The following is a 16,312-nucleotide window of genomic DNA, read 5'->3' as shown; positions in this document are numbered from 1 at the left end:
CACGGCCCTTGCTGAGGATGTCGCCGCACACCAATAACAGGGGGGCGACATGAAACTGGTCATGGCAATTATCAAGCCGTTCAAGCTTGACGATGTCCGCGAGGCACTTTCCTCGCTCGGCATCGCCGGCATGACGGTCAGCGAAGTGAAGGGCTTCGGCCGCCAGAAGGGGCAGACCGAAATCTATCGCGGCGCTGAATATTCGACCAACATGGTTCCGAAGATCAAGGTCGAGGTGGTCTGCGACGACGACCTCGCACCGCGCGTGATCGAGGCCGTTCAGGCCGCCGCGAATTCCGGCGCCATCGGCGACGGCAAGATCTTCGTACTCGATGTCGAGCAGGCGGTGCGCATCCGTACCGGCGAAACCGGCGAAACCGCACTGTAAGAAGGGGGACTTAATGACCTTTTCCAAAAAGCTCTGCGGCGTGATGGGGGCGGTCGGCCTGTCCCTGCTCGCAGCCGCACCGGCGCTCGCCGCGCCGATCAAGGCGCCAGACGCCGCCGCCATGGCCGGCATGGTCAACAAGGGCGACGTCGCCTGGATGCTGGTTTCTGCCGCACTGGTGCTGATGATGTCGGTTCCGGGCCTGGCCCTGTTCTACGGCGGCCTGGTCCGCACCAAGAACATGCTGAGCGTCTTGATGCAGGTGTTCATGATCGTCTCCGTCGCCGGCCTGGTCTGGTGCTGCTGGGGCTATTCCATCGCCTTCACCTCCGGCGGCGACAATCATTTCTTCGGCGGGCTGTCCAAGGCCTTCCTGATGGGTGTCGACGGCACGACCTATGGCGCGACGTTCAGCAACAACGTCTATCTGCCTGAATTCGTGTTCGTGGTCTTCCAGATGACCTTCGCCATGATCACCCCGGCGCTGATCGTCGGCGCCTTCGCGGAGCGCGTTAAGTTCTCCTCGCTGATCGTGTTCGTCGTGCTGTGGCTGACCTTCATCTACTTCCCGATGGCCCACATGGTCTGGTACTGGGCCGGCCCGGACTTCCTGGTTGATACGCCGACTGATGCCGGCCTGCTCTGGAGCTGGGGCGCACTCGACTTCGCGGGCGGCACCGTGGTGCACATCAACGCCGGTATCGCCGGCCTGGTCGGCGCGCTCATGATCGGCAAGCGTGTCGGCTTCCCCAAGGAACCGATGCCGCCGCACTCGCTGACCATGACGATGATCGGCGCCAGCCTGCTGTGGGTCGGCTGGTTCGGCTTCAATGCCGGCTCCAACCTGGAAGCCAATGCCGTCACCGGCGTTGCCTTCATCAACACCATGGTCGCCACCTGCGCGGCGGCGGTGAGCTGGTCGCTGGTCGAGCAGGTCCACCATGGCAAGGCCTCCCTGCTGGGCGCCGTCACGGGTGCGGTGGCAGGACTCGTCGCCATCACCCCTGCGGCTGGCTACGCGGCCCCGATGACCTCGATCGTGCTCGGCTTCGTCGTGTCGCCGATCTGCTACATCTTCGTGGCGTTCGTGAAGGGCAAGGTCGGCTATGACGACAGCCTGGACGTGTTCGGCGTGCACTGCATCGGCGGGATCGTCGGCGCCATCGGCACCGGCATCGTCGCGGCTCCCTCGCTGGGCGGCCAGGGCGTGTTCGACTACACCGTCTTCCCGGCGGCCTTCCATCCGGAGGCCTACAGCATCCCGGCCCAGGTCTGGATCCAGGTCAAGGCGGTCGTCTTCACCCTGCTCTTCTCGGGCATCGGCAGCGCGATCCTCTACTTCATCATCGACAAGACGATGGGTCTGCGTCCGAGCCAGGAAGCCGAAATGGAAGGTCTCGACCTCTCCAGCCACGGCGAGCGGGCCTACAACTACTGAGATTGGCAGGGCGGGCCGACACGCGAAAGGCCCGCCCGCCTCACCTTGTTCCTCCTGCGAACATCCCTGGGGACCGATGCGCAAGTATCGGTCCCTTTTTTTGCCCGTCAGCTTCTTTTGCCTGTCAGTTCCGGGGCCGGGTCCACAAGGATGCCGGACGCTCCTGCGTTGCGGACCAGCGGCGGGCACGGCCCGGCACCTGGAGCCCGGCGCGGAAGACCCAGCCCAGCTTGTCGCCCTTGGGCGTGGTGACGCGATGGTCCCAGGCATGCTCGCCGCGGCGGGCCACTTCGCGGGCGATGTCCCCATAGATGCCAGCGGCGGCAAGCACCGCCCAGGCGGAGCGTGGCGGCAATGCCCCCGTGCCATGGCGGGCGCTTTCCTCATGAACGGCGGCCATGTCGGCCAGCCGGCGGGCCAGGACGGCAAGGCGTGGACGGGCCCAGGGTTTCATGTGCTCGCCGGGCGGAATGTCCATTTCGACGAGCCATTCTTCCGGCAAATAGCAGCGATCGGCGGCCTCATCTTCGCTGATGTCGCGGGCGATATTGGCAAGCTGGAAGGCCAGGCCCAGATCGCAGGCGCGGTCGAGCGTCGCCTCATCACCAGGATCGACGCCCATCAGGATCGCCATCATGCAACCCACCGCGCCCGCGACATGATAGCAATAGCGCAGCATGTCCGCTTCGCTGCGGGGGCGCCATTCGCGGGCGTCCAGGGCGAAGCCTTCGATCAGGTCATGGGCGTAGCGCTCCGGAATCGCGCATTCCCGCATGACCAGGCCGAAGCCGTCGAAGGCCGGATCGCCCGTCGGTTGGCCCCGAAGCGCCGAGCCGGTGAGCGCGCGCATGCTGGCAAGGCGTGCCGCGCCGTCGGCGACGCCGCGCATCGTGCCGCCATGATCCTGTCCGTCCGCAATATCGTCGCATTTGCGGCACCAGGCATAGAGCAGCCAGGCCCTTTCCCGGGTTCGACGGTCGAACAGCCGAGAGGCGAGGGCGAAGGATTTGGAGCCTCGGGCGATGCTCTCGCGGGCCTGGACGATCAGGGCGGCGCGGTCGAGAGCTGCCATGCTGCCTGCGGAAGGGGTGGGCGGAGGGCTTGGGTCCATGGTTTCGGACATGCCCTGCCCCAGCGCCCGCGTCGAGTCACTTGCCCCGTCGTGACGCAAGTCGGAAGGGCATTAGAGCGGGTTTTGATCTGATTGAATCAGCTCGCCGCTCTGGATTCCTTGTTTCGCGCGATTTCCTGACCAGCGATCGGGTCCGATCGCCTGGAAATCGCTCTAGGAGTTCACAGCCGATCAGCCTTCATCGCAAAGATGGTTTCATGCGGCTGATAGGCGGCCATCCTGTCGAGCAACGCCTCGATCGCATTGGCATGGATCAGTATATTGGCGTGCTGCGCGCGGATGAAGCCCGCCTCCACCATATGCTGGTTGAAGGCTATGAGCTGGTCGTAAAAGCCCGCGACATTGAGCAGGCCCACAGGCTTCCGGTGATAGCCGAGCTGGGCCCAGCTGATCGCCTCCCACAATTCATCCATCGTGCCGACGCCGCCGGGCAACGTCACGAAGCCGTCCGACAGGTCGGTGAAAAGCTGCTTGCGCTGGTGCATGGTCTGCACGACATGCAGTTCCGTGCAGCCGCGATGGGCGACTTCGGCGCCGACCAGCGCCTCGGGAATCACGCCGATCACTTCACCGCCGGCTTCCAGTGCCGCATCGGCGACCGCCCCCATCAGCCCAAGCCGGCCGCCGCCATAAATGACGCCTATGCCCCGTTGGGCCAGAGCGCGTCCCACATGGCGGGCCGCATCGACATGGGCCGGGTCCACCGGCGTGGCCGAGCCGCAATAGACAGCCAGTCTCTTCATCAGTCCTTCACCCCTCAGGCCAGGTCTTCCAGCATCAGCGCGGCGGTCGCCTTGGCGCTGCCGACGACGCCGGGGATGCCCGCGCCCGGATGCGTTCCCGCCCCGACCAGATAGAGGTTGGGAATGACGTCGTCGCGATTATGCGCGCGGAACCAGGCGCTTTGCGTGAGCAGCGGCTCCAGGCTGAACGCACTGCCCAGATGCGCCGACAGGTCGCGGCGGAAATCAGGCGGGGCATAGTGGAACTGCGTGACGATGCGCGAACGGATGTCGGGAATCAGGCGATGCTGGATTTCGTCCAATATGCGTTCGGCATAGACCGGCGCGAACCGATCCCAATCGATCGGCAGCTTGCCCATATGCGGCACCGGGGCGAGCGCATAGAAGGTCGAATGACCCTCCGGCGCCATGCCGGGATCAGTGACGGTCGGATGATGCAGGTAGAGAGAGAAATCCTGCGGCAGGACGCCATGGTCGTAGATATCGGTCAACAGCCCCTCATAGCGGGGGCCGAACAGGATCATATGGTGCGGTATGCCCGGCCAGCTCCCCCTGATGCCGAAATGCAGCACGAACAGGCTGGGCGACCAGCGTTTGCGGGCGAGTTTCTCTGCCTGCTTCTCGCCCCGGGGATGATGGCCGACCAGGTCCCGATAGCTGTGCATCAGATCCGCGTTGGAGGCGACGGCATCCGCCTCCCCGCGCCAGCCCGAAGCGGTGCGCACGGCAACCGCGCGATCGCCATAGGTTTCGATCTGCACCACCGGATCGGCCAGACGCAGCGTGCCGCCCAGCCGCTCGAAATGCGTCGCCATCGCCTGGACCAGGCGGTTGGTACCGCCCTTCGCGAACCAGACGCCGCCATCCTTTTCCAGCTTGTGGATCAGGGCATAGATCGAACTGGTCCGCAACGGATTGCCGCCGACCAGCAGCGTGTGGAAGGACAGCGCCTGACGCAGCTTCTCATTCTTCACATGGGAGGAGACGACCGAATAGACCGAGCGCCAGGCCTGATGCTTCGCCAGCGCGGGCGCGGCGCGGACCATGGATGCGAAATCGAGAAAGGCGACGGAGCCGAGCTTGCGATATCCCTCCTGATAAACGCCGTCGGCATAGTCGAGGAAGCTCTCATAGCCCGCGACATCCTCCGGGTTCAGCCGGGCGATCTGGGCGCGGAGCGCAGTCTCGTCATTGGAATAGTCGAAATTCGTCCCGTCGCGCCAGTTGAGGCGATAGAAGGGCGTGACGGGAACCAGATCGACATCCTCTGCCATGTCGTGGCCGGACAGGCGCCACAACTCGCCCAGACAGTCGGGATCGGTGATGACGGTCGGGCCCGCGTCGAAGACGAAGCCGTCCTTTTCCCACATATAGGCGCGGCCGCCCGGCCGGTCCCGCGCCTCGACGAGTACCGTGTCGATTCCCGCGGACTGCAGGCGGATGGCCAGTGCAAGGCCGCCAAAGCCAGCACCGATGACGATTGCTTTCCGGTTCATCGGGGTGGGTTCATCGGGCGGGAGGGCTCAGCAATGCGCGCATGGCGTTCCTTATGGGCACGGGGGGCCGCCCGCACAAGATGCGGATACGGTCCCGCAGCGTCGAGCGGCCCGCATAGAAGCGGCCGATCAACGCCGGATCGAGGCGATAGAAGCGCTCGAATATGCGCCGGCGTTCCGTCGGCCGGGCAGCACCGAACAGCATACGGCCAAGCAGGCGATAATAGAGGCCCTGTCGCCAATGGTCCTGCGCCCAGCCGCGTGTGGCCTGGGCCAGAAGCGCGCCCTCCAGCGGCCATTCATCGACCAGCCGCAGCGCGAAACGCACCGCATCGGGCAGGGAATAGCCGGTCATTGGCTGGAACAGCGCCGCCCGCGCGCCCAGCCGCGCGACCGGGTCCTCCTGCGGCCAGAAGCGATCAAAATCGCCGCCATGGACGACGGGAAGGACGCCGCTCTCGCTGTGGACGACCGCCTCCACCTGCCAGCCCTGTGCACGCGCATAGGTGGCGATCCGCGCCTGGAGCACGGGCAGGTCGAGGTCGGGCGCGTCGCTGTAATAAGTATCCTCGACAAAGACCGTCCTGTCGTCCCGGGGCAGCAGATAGACGAAGCGATAGCCGTCCAGCTGATCGACGGTCGCGTCCATGATGACCGGGCGGGCAAGCCCGTGGGGGACTTGCAGACGCAGGGTCTGGCCGATGAATTTCTGCCAGCCGCAGCGCAGCGCCGAAAGATCCCCACCTCCCCGCGCATCCAGCACCGCTTTTGCGCGGATCACGCGGCCATCGGCCAGAGTGACGCTGACCGGCGTCAGTTCGGCTGCCTCGGCACCGGTCAGCACGGCATTGCCGAGCGTCCGGCGGACATGGCTGTCCAGCCGTGCCGAGGTGATGCTGTTATAAGGCACGGCAAGCCCGCGACAGTGGCCGGGAAAGCGGACCTCATAGCCCTCCGCCCAGCGATGGGCGATCAGCGGTTCGACCAGCCAGCGATCCCGGCTGTCCACATCGCTGTCGAAAAAGGACCAGATATGATTGCCGCCCAGCCTGTCGTCGCTTTCCAGAAGGCACAGCGAAACATCCGGGTGACGCGCGGCGAAGGCAAGCGCGGTCAGGCTGCCCGCAAGGCCGCCGCCCACTATCGCCAGATCATATTCCACCCCGGTCGTCATCGCACCCTTGTTAGGGGCTGGGCGGGGAAATGCACGGATTGATTTCCGGCGCAATATAGTATAGGGGGGTATCCTATGCATATCGTGGCGGATCGGGACAAGCTTTTGGCGCGGGTGCGCCGCATCGCCGGGCAGATCGGCGCGGTCGAACGGCAATTGTCGGGCGATGCGGGTTGTTCGGAAACATTGCAGCTCGTCGCCTCCGTCCGGGGCGCTGTCGGCAGCCTGATGGAAGAACTGATCGAGCAGCATATGCTGGAACATGTCGCCCGGCCCGGCATCAGCGACGAAGCGCGACAGGCCGCGGCGGAGGAAATGCTGGCGCTGATCCGGCGTTACGGGAAATGAGCATGCATGACGATCATGGGGGCCATGGCCACCACCACCATCCTCACAATCCCGACCATGGCTATCCGTCCGGCGCGACGGACGATGGCGAGCAAAGCCACTATTTCGACCATATCTACCTGACCCGCGGACATGACGAGAATGCCCGCAAGACGATCTGGGTGGTGTGGCTGACAGCGGCGACCATGGTGGTCGAGATCATCTTCGGCTGGCTGACAGGGTCGATGGCGTTGCTGGCCGACGGCTTCCACATGGCGACGCATGCGGGCGCGCTGGCGGTGGCGGCGGCGGCCTATGGCTATGCCCGGCGGCATGCGCGCAATCCCCGCTATACCTTTGGTACCGGCAAGGTGGGCGACCTGTCCGGCTTCGCCTCCGCGCTGATCCTGGCATTCACGGCGCTGTTCATCGCGGTCGAATCGGCAATGCGTTTCTTCGAGCCGGTGAAGGTCGCGTTCGGCGAAGCGACGCTGGTCGCGGTGATCGGCCTGGTCATCAACCTGATCAGCGCCCTGCTGCTGGGCCACGACCACAGCCATGATCATCGGCATGATCATGGGCATGAGGGGCATGGGCATGACCATGATCATGGCGGCAAGCATGCCGACAATAATCTGCGCGCCGCCTATGTGCATGTGCTGACCGACGCATTGACGTCGGTGCTGGCGATCGGGGCGCTGCTGGCCGGGCGCTATATGGGCTGGTGGTGGCTCGACCCTGCCGTAGGCCTGCTGGGTGCGGTGGTGATCGCGCGATGGGCCTGGGGGTTGATGAAAGATACCGCCGCAATCCTGCTCGACACCGCCGAACCGGCGCTGATGGAGCGGATCAAGGCATTGGCGGAAGCGGAAGGCGCGACCATCCGCGATCTGCATGTCTGGCGCATCGGGCCGCATGCCCATGCCGCGATCGTCAGCCTTGCCCCCGGCGCGGATGTCGCGGCCGTGCGCCGTCAGGTCCGTGCCTTGCCGCGCATGGAGCATGTGACGGTCGAGTGCGGATAGGATCGCCTCCGAACCTCTCTCCGCGAATTGCAGTCTGAGCCGAAAGGCAGAGGAGGCCATCGAAGCCGCGGAGCAGGCGAACCCGTCCGAAGAAAATTCTCCGTAGCATCTTGAAACTTAAATGGACCCTCCTATTTCTGCGCTGTCCCGGCTTTCTCCCCCCTCCCGCCGGGACACCCCCCCTCTTTGCGGCCCCGGCGTCCCTTGCGCCGGGGCCGCTTTTGCTTCGCTCGAATGGAAAACCGCTTCAGAGATATTGGGCGGCCACCCAGCCGCTGGCCCAGGCCCATTGGAAATTATAGCCACCCAGCCATCCGGTGACGTCGACCGCCTCGCCTATGGCGTAGAGGCCGGGGAGATGGCGCGCCTCCATCGTCTGTGACGACAGGCCGGCGGTAGAGATGCCGCCAACAGTGACTTCCGCCTTGGCGAAGCCTTCCGTGCCGTTGGGCGTGAAGGACCAAGCGGAGATGCGGCGTTCGATGTCCTGGAGCTTGCGGTCGGGAACATTGCCGAGGTCGCCGGCGAGTGCCAGCCGCTCCGCAAGTGTATCTGCCAGACGGTCGGGCAGGCAGGCGCGCAGGCTTTGCGCCAGCGTGACGCGCGGCCTGCTCCGCTTCACCTCCGTCAGCCAGCCTGGCGATTGATCGGGCAGGAAATCGAGGATGATCGCCTCCCCATGCCGCCAATAGGAGGAAATCTGCAATATGGCCGGGCCGGACAGACCGCGATGGGTAAGCAGAGCGGCTTCGCGGAAGGCGGCCTTACCGTAGCGCGCCACGACTTCGGTCGAGACACCCGAAAGGGAACGGAACAGCAGTTCTTCACCGCCCAGGGTGAGGGGAACAAGCGCCGGGCGGGGCTCCACCACCTTGAGACCGAATTGGCGGGCGAGGTCATAGGCGAAAGCCGTCGCGCCGATTTTCGGGATGGAGGGACCGCCCGTGGCAATCACCAGCGCGGGGGCGGTGGCGGTCCTGCCGCCATGGGTGACGCTGTACCGGCCGTCCGCGTGGCTAACGGCGGCGATGGCGTGGCCCAGCCGCATGGTGACGCCGCCCGCTTCGCATTCGGCCAGCAGCATGGCGACGATCTGGCGAGCACTCTGGTCACAGAAAAGCTGCCCCAGCGTCTTTTCATGCCAGGCGATCCCATGGCGCTCGACAAGTCCGAGGAAGTCCTGCGGCGTGTAGCGGCGCAGCGCCGACTTGGCGAAATGGGGGTTGGCCGACAGATAGCGGTCAGGCGCGGTGTGGATATTGGTGAAATTGCAGCGGCCGCCGCCGGAAATCAGGATCTTCTTTCCCGGCTGGTCGGCATGGTCGATGACGAGGATGCGCCTGCCCCTCTGCCCCGCCACGGCCGCGCACAGCAAGCCGGCGCCGCCAGCGCCAAGCACGATGGCGTCATAGGTTTCCGCTGCGGGCGCCATCAACCGGCGGCGAGCGCGTCCATGATCTGGCGGACCGGGGCGACATCATAGCCGGCCGACGCGGCCTGTTCGGCAAGGGCGGCGGGATGGTCGCCGGCGCGGGCGCGGGTCAGCGCCCAGAGCAGGGTGCTGCGGGTGCCAGAGCGGCAATAGGCCAGTATCTTGCCCTCCCCCGCCTGTTCCAGCGCAGCGGCCATGCCGTCGAGCTGCCACGGGGCGAAGCCGCCATGGGCCACCGGGACGGCAGCATAGGCGATACCCGCGGCCTTGGCCGCAGCCTCGATCTCCGCGCCGTTGGTCTGGCCCGGTTCCTCGTCGTCGGGGCGATTGTTGATGATCACCGTCACGCCCAGCGCCTTGGCCTCCGCCACCTGATCGACGCTGATCTGTGGAGAGACATAGAGGCTTTTGGTAAGCTGGCGGAACATGGGCGGAACTCCTTTGCGGGTCTCCTTGCGCTTGTGGGCTACGGGATTCAAGGGGGTATGCGCTAAGGAGCACCGTGCTCGGCGCGAAGGCGGGAGCGCGGAGCGGGTTTCAATCTGATTGAATCAGATCGCCGCTCTGGTTTCCTTGTTTGCCGCGATTTCTTAACCAGCGATCGATTCCGATCGCCCGGAAATCACTCTAGTTCAGACGGCAGGACTGGGCTCCCGCCTTCGCAGGAGTACGGCAGTTAATCCTTATCTTGTTCGATCAAAGATAAGGCCGGATCGCCGCGAGGAAGGCGTCGCCATAGGCGTCGAGCTTGCGCTGGCCTATCCCGCTGATGTGCCCCAGTTCGGCCAGGTTCGTCGGGCGTTGCTCCGCCATTTCGCGCAGGGTTGAATCGTGGAAGATGACATAGGGCGGCACGCCCGCTTCCTGCGCCAGTGCGCGGCGGCAGGCCCGCAGCGCGTCGAACAGCGGATCGCCCACCGGATTTTCGGCACTGCCGTTGCGGGCGCTCTTGCGGCGGCGCTCCTTGCGGGGCGGCAGGATCAGGCTGACCTCCTCCTCCCCACGCAGGATCGGGCGGGCGTTGGGGCCGAATTCCAGCCCGCCATGCTCGTTGGTCTGGAGCGCGTCCCGGACCAGCAGGGCGCGGGAGACGGGACGCAACAGCGCCATCTCCTCCCCTTCGACAATACCGTAGACCGATATCTTGTCATGGCCCCGCTCACGGATCCTGTCGCTGACGGCGCCGGTCAGCACCTGCTCGATATGGCTGACGCCAAAGCTCTGGCCGGTGCGATAAACAGCGGACAGGAATTTGCGCGCCGTCTGCGTCGCGTCGATGCTGGGCGGCGGGTTCAGGCAATTGTCGCAATTGCCGCAGACAGGCGGCGGATTTTCTCCAAAATGACGGAGCAATATGGCCCGGCGGCAGGTGCCGGTCTCGACCAGCCCGCCCAGCGCGGTGATCCGGGCGCGTTCGCCCTGCTGGCGCAGCGGGTCGAGTTCGCCGATTCGTTGGCGGGCGCGGGCGAAATCGTCGGCGCCCCAGAAGAGATGCGCTTGCGCCGGTTCACCATCGCGGCCTGCGCGGCCGGATTCCTGATAATATCCCTCGATCGACTTGGGCAGCGCCGCATGGGCGACGAAACGGACGTCAGGCTTGTCGATCCCCATGCCAAAGGCGATGGTGGCTACCATCACCATATCCTCGCTGGCGATGAAGGCAGCCTGGTTGGCGGCGCGGACCTGCGGGTCGAGACCGGCATGATAGGCACGGGTCGGGCGGCCTGCCCTGCCGAGCGTCTCGGCCAGTTTCTCGGCGGCGGCGCGCGTTGGAGCATAGACGATGCCGGGGCCGGCCTGGCTGGCGATCAGTTCGGAAAGCTGGCGCGGCAGACCATCCCTTGGATGGACGGCATAGCGGATGTTGGGCCGGTCAAAGCCCGCGATGATCAGGCCGTCACCGGGAATGCCGAGCTGGACGAGAATATCGTCGCGGGTGTGATGATCGGCCGTGGCGGTCAGCGCGAGGCGAGGAACATCGGGAAATTCGTCCAGCAGCGGGCGCAGCAGGCGATAGTCCGGACGGAAATCATGGCCCCATTCGGATACGCAATGGGCCTCGTCAATGGCGAAGAGCGCGATCTTCGCGGTGCGCAGCAGGTTGCGGAACCCCTCTCCGCTCGCGCGTTCGGGCGCAACGTAGAGCAGGTCGAGATCGCCATTGCGCAGCCGGTCCTGCGTTTCGCGCCAGTCGGTATCGACGCTCGTCAGGCTGGCGGCGCGGATGCCGACCGCCTGCGCGGCGCGAAGCTGGTCGTGCATCAGCGCGATCAGCGGCGACACGACCACGCAGCAACCATCCAGCGCAACTGCGGGAAGCTGGTAGCAGAGCGATTTGCCCGCGCCGGTCGGCATGATCGCCAGCGTCGGCTGGCCCGCCATGATGCGCCCCACCACCTGTTCCTGCACGCCCCGGAAACCGGGAAAACCGAAAATATCGTGGAGGAGGGTCGGGATGTCGGGCCGCATGGCGGACGGCTCTAACGGCTCAACGGGTGGAGGGCCAGCCTTAGGGTTCCAGCAGGCATCCCCAGCCGGGCTGGTAGCGCGCGGTGCGGGACGCGAGCAAAGGCACCGCCGCGCTGACCGATCGCGTTTCGGGCAGGTCCTTCAGCGATACGGCCCACATGCCCGGTTCCTTGTCCCCCTTGCAGCTTTCCATGGAGCGGCCCTCGACATAGCGGCAGGAGCAGGTGACGCGCGCGCCAAATCCTGCGCCGACCTGCGCCCTGGCGCGCAACACGCTCCAGTTCCACGCCAGCAGCACGAGCGGCAATGCCGCCGCCGCCAAGGCCAGGTAAATCCATTTCGGGCGACCGGACATGCACCCCTTCCCCGCTTCCCGCGCTGTGTTCGATACTCCATCCCAGGCCGGCGGACCATTTCGCCGGGCCCGGAAATGCTCTAGGGCGCGGCTTATGAGGCTTGAGCGGAAAAGCGTAAAGCGCCTTGGCGCATGGGGCGGCATTTTGGCGATTCTTGCCATGGCCGGGCTGTGGACGGTACGCGCCGCAGCGGGGCCGGAGCCGGTCTATCATGTCACCGGCGATTCGGATGCCGATGCCGCGGCCCTGCGCGCCGCCATCGACCCGCTGTTCGAGGATGCGGTGGGCGAAACACGGGCGCTGGTCGTCATGCACGACGGCGAGATCGTGGCGGAGCGCTATGCGCCCGGCTATGCGCCGCAGACGAAGCTGCCGTCCTGGTCCCTGGCCAAGAGCGTGACGGCGGTTCTGATCGGGCTGATGGTGTCGGACGGACGGCTGGCGCTTGACGCTCCCGTGCCTGTCGCCGCCTGGGACCAGCCGGGGGATCCAAGGGGCCGCATCACCCTGCGGCAGTTGCTGGCGATGACGTCCGGCCTCGATCATGTCGAGGACAGGGAACCGCTGGCGGAGGCCGACACGATAAGGATGCTGTTCACCGACGGTGCGCAGGACATGGGCGCCTTTGCGGAGGCGAAGCCGCTCGCCCATGCGCCCGGTACCAGCTTTTCCTACTCGACGGGCAACAGCATCATCCTGGCCGACCTGATGGCACGCATGCTGACCAACAGCACCGATCCCGGGGTGCGGCGGCGGGCGATGCAGATGTTCATCGACGGGCGGCTGAAAGTACCGGCGCGCCTCAACAGCCTGACGGTGGAATATGATGCGGCCGGGACGATGATCGGCGGCAGCTTCATGCATATGACGGCGCGCGACTATGCCCGATTCGGGGAATTGTTGCGCAATCAGGGACGCGGCGTGGCGGGCCATCAGATCGTGCCGGAAAAATGGGTCGACCATATGCGGACGCCATCGCCGCGCAATGCCGCCTATGGGGCGCATCTTTGGCTGAACCGCGACAGCGAGGAAAGCGCGCTGATGCCCGGCCGGGCCCCGCGCAGCCTGTTTGGCTGCGTCGGGCATGGGGGGCAGTATATACTTGTTTCCCCATCCCAGCGCCTGACGATCGTGCGGCTGGGCATGTCGCCCGACAAAGAGGAGCGCGACGCGCTCAAGGCGGGGCTGGCGAAGCTCGTCGGGCTTTATTCGCGGTGACGGGGGAATGTCCCAGCCTGGACAGAAACAGGTTCAGCCGCAGTCGATCCATACCTCTCCAGAGCGCATTGCGTTAGATTCGAGTCATGCAGCGCGCTCTATGGTTTTGATGTCGCATCGTTTTTGCGCACGATACTATAGAGCGGGTTTTGATCTGATTGAATCAGCTCGCCGCTCTGGATTCCTTGTTTGCCGCGTTTTCTTGACCAGCGATCGGTTCCGATCGCCTGGAAATCGCTCTAAAGCAGGAAATTCCCTTCGATCACCGTCCGGCAAGCGCCGGTCAGGATCACCCGGTCCCCTGAAAGCTGGCAGAGCAATCGCCCGCCGCGCCGCGAGGCCTGGAAAGCGGTGAGCCGGACCCGGTCGAGCCGCCTGGCCCAATAGGGCGTGAGCAGGCAATGGGCCGAGCCGGTGACGGGATCCTCGTCTATGCCGGCGCCGGGGACGAAGACGCGGCTGACGATGTCGCTGTCCTCCCCAGGGGCCGTGGCAATCAGCAGGATGGGCCCGGCCTTCTTCAGCGTCGCGAAATCCGGTTCCAGCGCATGGATCGCCGCGGCATCGCGATAGACGAAGATCGCATAGCCCCCTTCGCGCCAATGGCTTTCCAGAACCTCCCCGCCCATGGCTGCCGCCAGTTCCGGCAGCGGTTTGGGCTCGGTGGGCCAGGCGGGAAGAGAGAGGGCATAGCCGTCCCGATCACGCGATACGCTGAGGACGCCCGCCTGTCGCGTTCGGAAGCGGATGGCGGTGCGTCCGGCCATCAGCACATGGCCGCTGGCCAGCGTGGCATGGCCACAGAGCTTCACCTCCACCGCCGGCGTGAACCAGCGCAGCGCATAATCCGCCTCTGGATCATCGGGCGTGGGTACGGTGAAGGCCGTCTCCGACAGGTTGTTTTCCGCCGCTATCGCCTGGAGCGTCGCATCCTCCAGCCACCGGCCGAGCGGCATGACCGCAGCCGGATTGCCGGTAAAGGGCGCGTCGGCGAAGGCGTCGACCTGAATGATGGGCAGGCTGGTCACGGGTAATCCTTTGTTCCGACGCCCATCATGACCGTGCGTCCGGCGTCGGCATAGGGCCGATCCGGCGAAAATGGCTTGGCGCGGCCTGGTGCCTCACGCCAGCAGGACGAGCGTGGTGCACACCGCCAGCCCGACGATGAGATTGAGCGGAATCCCGATCCGCACGAAATCGGAAAAGCGATAATCGCCCGCTGCGTAGACCAGCGCGTTGGTCTGATAGCCGATCGGCGTGGCGAAACAGGCCGACGCGCCGATCATCAGCGCGATCACCAGAGGGCGCGGATCAGTGCCCAGCTGGTGGGCCAGCGCGATCGTCAGCGGCGTGAGCAGCGCCGCGACCGCATTGTTGCTGAGCAGTTCGGACAGCAGCAGCGCGAAGAAATAGATGAGGAACACCAGCGACCATGCCGGCGCGGCGGCGAGCACCGGCTTGATCCATCCGACCATCAGTGCGACGCTGCCCGCCTGTTCGAGCGCCAGCCCGACCGCCAGCATCGCGAAGATCAGGATCAGCACGTCGCCGTCGATCGCGGCCCAGGCTTCCTCCGGGTCGATGCACCGGGTGACGAGAATCACGCCCACCGCGAGGAAGGCGGCGAGGCCGATGCCGACGAGGTTGATGGCCGACAGCAGCACAACCGCGGTCAGGGCAAGGATCGCGATCCATGCCTTGCGCGGACGGAAGGCGCGCGTGCGGCTGATGTCGACGCCGATCAGATGGGCATTGTCCTTGAGCGAGCGGATGCTGTCGTCGCTGCCCGCGATCAACAGGCGATCGGCGCCCCGCACACGGGTTTCGCCAAGGTCGGGGCCCGGCAAGTGGCGCGCCCGGTGAATGCCGATGATCCGCACGCGCAGCGCATGGAGGAAGGAAATGTCGATCAGCCGTTCCCCGATGGACGGATGGCTGGGGGCGATCATCGCTTCGATGACCGTGCCGCCGGCGGGCGTCTCGGACGCGGCGGCCAGGCCGATGTCGAAGTCACCGGAATCGCGCAGGGTCATGATCATCGCGCCGTCCGCATGGACCAGCAGGCGATCGCCGGCGTGCAGTTGTTCCGCCTCTATTCCCCGGCGCCGTATCTCCCCCGCCCTCTTGAGGCCAAGAAGGCTGGCGGAACGGCCGAAGATCGACAGGGAGCCGATAGTGCGGCCGATCAGGTCGCTGTCCCGCGAGACGATGAGTTCGGTCAGATAATCCTGCACATTGCCGCCATTCTCGCCCGCGATGGAGGGCGGGTCGCTGGGCAGCAGGAAGGACAGCCCGGCCAGTGCAGCGACGCCGGCGCCCACCCCTGCCAGCCCATAGGGTGTGATGTCGAATATGCCGAAGGGCGCCATACCCTGGTCAGCGGCGATGCCCGCGACGATCAGGTTGGTCGATGTGCCGATCAGCGTCATGCAGCCGCCCAGCACGGCGATGGCGTTCATCGGGATCAGCAGCTTCTTGACCGGATAGCCGGTCGCCTGCGCCAGCTTGAACATGATCGGGATCAGCAGGACCACGACGGGCGTGTTGTTGAGAAAGGCCGAAAGGACGACGGTGCCGAGCGTGACTTCGGCCAGCACCAGCCGCGGGTGGCGCTGGGCACGGGCCATGACCAGGTCGGCGACGCGGTTGATCGTTCCGGTGCGGATCAGCGCGCCGGAAAGCACGAACATCGCCCCCACCGTCAGCGGCGCACTATTGGAGAAGACGGAGAACAGGTCCTTTTCGTCGAGCATGCCCAGCAGCGCGAAGGCGCAGGCGCCGACCACCGAAACGACGGTGGGGGAATAGCGTTCGCGCACAAAGGCGACGAACATCAGCGCAAGGATGACAAGCCCGATCTCCGCGCGATAGACGCCGATCAGCGCGGTGATGAAATGCATGCGTCTTGTGCCCCGGATCGCGTTTTCGCGCGCTGCATCAACGAAATGGGCCAGCCATGGTTGCATGGCTGGCCCGTGTTCGCGGCTGAAGGGGACGTTTTGACCGTCAGTCCATGGAAACCATGGTGACGCTCCCCAGGCTTACGCACTGCCGCTCGCCCTCCCGCGGGCGATCTATGACGATGATGTTACCGCAGATTGGCTGAGTCGTCTC

The 16,312-nt window shown here is 65.5% G+C and carries 15 protein-coding genes; 5 read left to right on the top strand and 10 right to left on the bottom strand.

Annotated elements, in window-relative coordinates; genetic code table 11:
- Window positions 1-49: 49 nt before the first annotated feature.
- Complete coding sequence (locus ACN9MX_RS12375; RefSeq protein ID WP_133653121.1) at window positions 50-388, top strand: P-II family nitrogen regulator; 339 nt, start codon at window positions 50-52, stop codon at window positions 386-388.
- A gap of 13 nt (window positions 389-401) precedes the next feature.
- Entirely contained in the window at window positions 402-1,826 is a 1,425-nt protein-coding gene (locus ACN9MX_RS12370; protein WP_363826802.1) for an ammonium transporter, read from the top strand.
- 124 nt (window positions 1,827-1,950) lie between these two features.
- On the opposite strand, the gene ACN9MX_RS12365 is transcribed toward ACN9MX_RS12370, so the two are convergent.
- The 4 genes from ACN9MX_RS12365 to crtY form a co-directional block, all read right to left on the bottom strand.
- Complete coding sequence (locus ACN9MX_RS12365; protein WP_363826799.1) at window positions 1,951-2,898, bottom strand: phytoene/squalene synthase family protein; 948 nt, start codon at window positions 2,896-2,898, stop codon at window positions 1,951-1,953.
- 221 nt (window positions 2,899-3,119) lie between these two features.
- Window positions 3,120-3,701 (bottom strand): TIGR00730 family Rossman fold protein, encoded by a 582-nt coding sequence (locus tag ACN9MX_RS12360; RefSeq protein ID WP_363826796.1) that lies wholly within the window; start codon window positions 3,699-3,701, stop codon window positions 3,120-3,122.
- A 14-nt stretch (window positions 3,702-3,715) separates the two neighbouring features.
- The gene (locus tag ACN9MX_RS12355; RefSeq protein ID WP_363738289.1) at window positions 3,716-5,197 is read right to left on the bottom strand and encodes a phytoene desaturase; all 1,482 of its coding nucleotides are present in this window, start codon (window positions 5,195-5,197) and stop codon (window positions 3,716-3,718) included.
- Window positions 5,198-5,207: 10 nt separating this feature from the next.
- Window positions 5,208-6,371, bottom strand: coding sequence for a lycopene beta-cyclase CrtY (crtY, locus tag ACN9MX_RS12350; protein ID WP_363826793.1), 1,164 nt, complete (start codon window positions 6,369-6,371; stop codon window positions 5,208-5,210).
- Window positions 6,372-6,446: 75 nt separating this feature from the next.
- Here crtY and ACN9MX_RS12345 point away from each other — a divergent pair, with 75 nt between their 5' ends.
- Window positions 6,447-6,719, top strand: coding sequence for a metal/formaldehyde-sensitive transcriptional repressor (locus ACN9MX_RS12345; protein ID WP_363738285.1), 273 nt, complete (start codon window positions 6,447-6,449; stop codon window positions 6,717-6,719).
- Entirely contained in the window at window positions 6,716-7,723 is a 1,008-nt protein-coding gene (dmeF, locus tag ACN9MX_RS12340; RefSeq protein ID WP_363738283.1) for a CDF family Co(II)/Ni(II) efflux transporter DmeF, read from the top strand. Before ACN9MX_RS12345 ends, dmeF begins: the two co-directional genes overlap by 4 nt.
- Before the next feature lie 247 nt (window positions 7,724-7,970).
- Here the strand turns inward: dmeF and ACN9MX_RS12335 are convergent, their stop codons facing one another.
- From ACN9MX_RS12335 to ACN9MX_RS12320, 4 genes are all read right to left on the bottom strand, one after another.
- Window positions 7,971-9,155: an NAD(P)/FAD-dependent oxidoreductase gene (locus ACN9MX_RS12335; protein ID WP_363826790.1), complete on the bottom strand. Its 1,185-nt coding sequence runs from the start codon at window positions 9,153-9,155 to the stop codon at window positions 7,971-7,973.
- Entirely contained in the window at window positions 9,155-9,583 is a 429-nt protein-coding gene (locus ACN9MX_RS12330; protein WP_020820263.1) for a TIGR01244 family sulfur transferase, read from the bottom strand. Before ACN9MX_RS12330 ends, ACN9MX_RS12335 begins: the two co-directional genes overlap by 1 nt.
- Window positions 9,584-9,851: 268 nt before the next feature.
- Window positions 9,852-11,624 (bottom strand): DNA helicase RecQ, encoded by a 1,773-nt coding sequence (gene recQ / locus ACN9MX_RS12325; protein ID WP_363826788.1) that lies wholly within the window; start codon window positions 11,622-11,624, stop codon window positions 9,852-9,854.
- A 40-nt stretch (window positions 11,625-11,664) separates the two neighbouring features.
- The gene (locus ACN9MX_RS12320) at window positions 11,665-11,979 is read right to left on the bottom strand and encodes a hypothetical protein (protein ID WP_166666358.1); all 315 of its coding nucleotides are present in this window, start codon (window positions 11,977-11,979) and stop codon (window positions 11,665-11,667) included.
- Between the two features lie 94 nt (window positions 11,980-12,073).
- On the opposite strand from ACN9MX_RS12320, the gene ACN9MX_RS12315 reads away from it, so the two are divergent.
- Window positions 12,074-13,198, top strand: coding sequence for a serine hydrolase domain-containing protein (locus ACN9MX_RS12315; RefSeq protein WP_363826785.1), 1,125 nt, complete (start codon window positions 12,074-12,076; stop codon window positions 13,196-13,198).
- Window positions 13,199-13,437: 239 nt separating this feature from the next.
- Here the strand turns inward: ACN9MX_RS12315 and ACN9MX_RS12310 are convergent, their stop codons facing one another.
- On the bottom strand, window positions 13,438-14,226 hold the full coding sequence (locus ACN9MX_RS12310; RefSeq protein WP_363738277.1) for a PhzF family phenazine biosynthesis protein: 789 nt from the start codon (window positions 14,224-14,226) through the stop codon (window positions 13,438-13,440).
- 93 nt (window positions 14,227-14,319) lie between these two features.
- Window positions 14,320-16,098 (bottom strand): SLC13 family permease, encoded by a 1,779-nt coding sequence (locus ACN9MX_RS12305; RefSeq protein ID WP_363738275.1) that lies wholly within the window; start codon window positions 16,096-16,098, stop codon window positions 14,320-14,322.
- Between the last annotated feature and the right edge of the window lie 214 nt (window positions 16,099-16,312).

The sequence above is a fragment of the Sphingobium sp. R-21 genome, assembly GCF_049913335.1.
GTDB lineage: Bacteria > Pseudomonadota > Alphaproteobacteria > Sphingomonadales > Sphingomonadaceae > Sphingobium.
The sequence above is the reverse complement of the archived record's forward strand: the minus strand, read 5'-3'. Positions and strand labels throughout refer to the sequence as shown.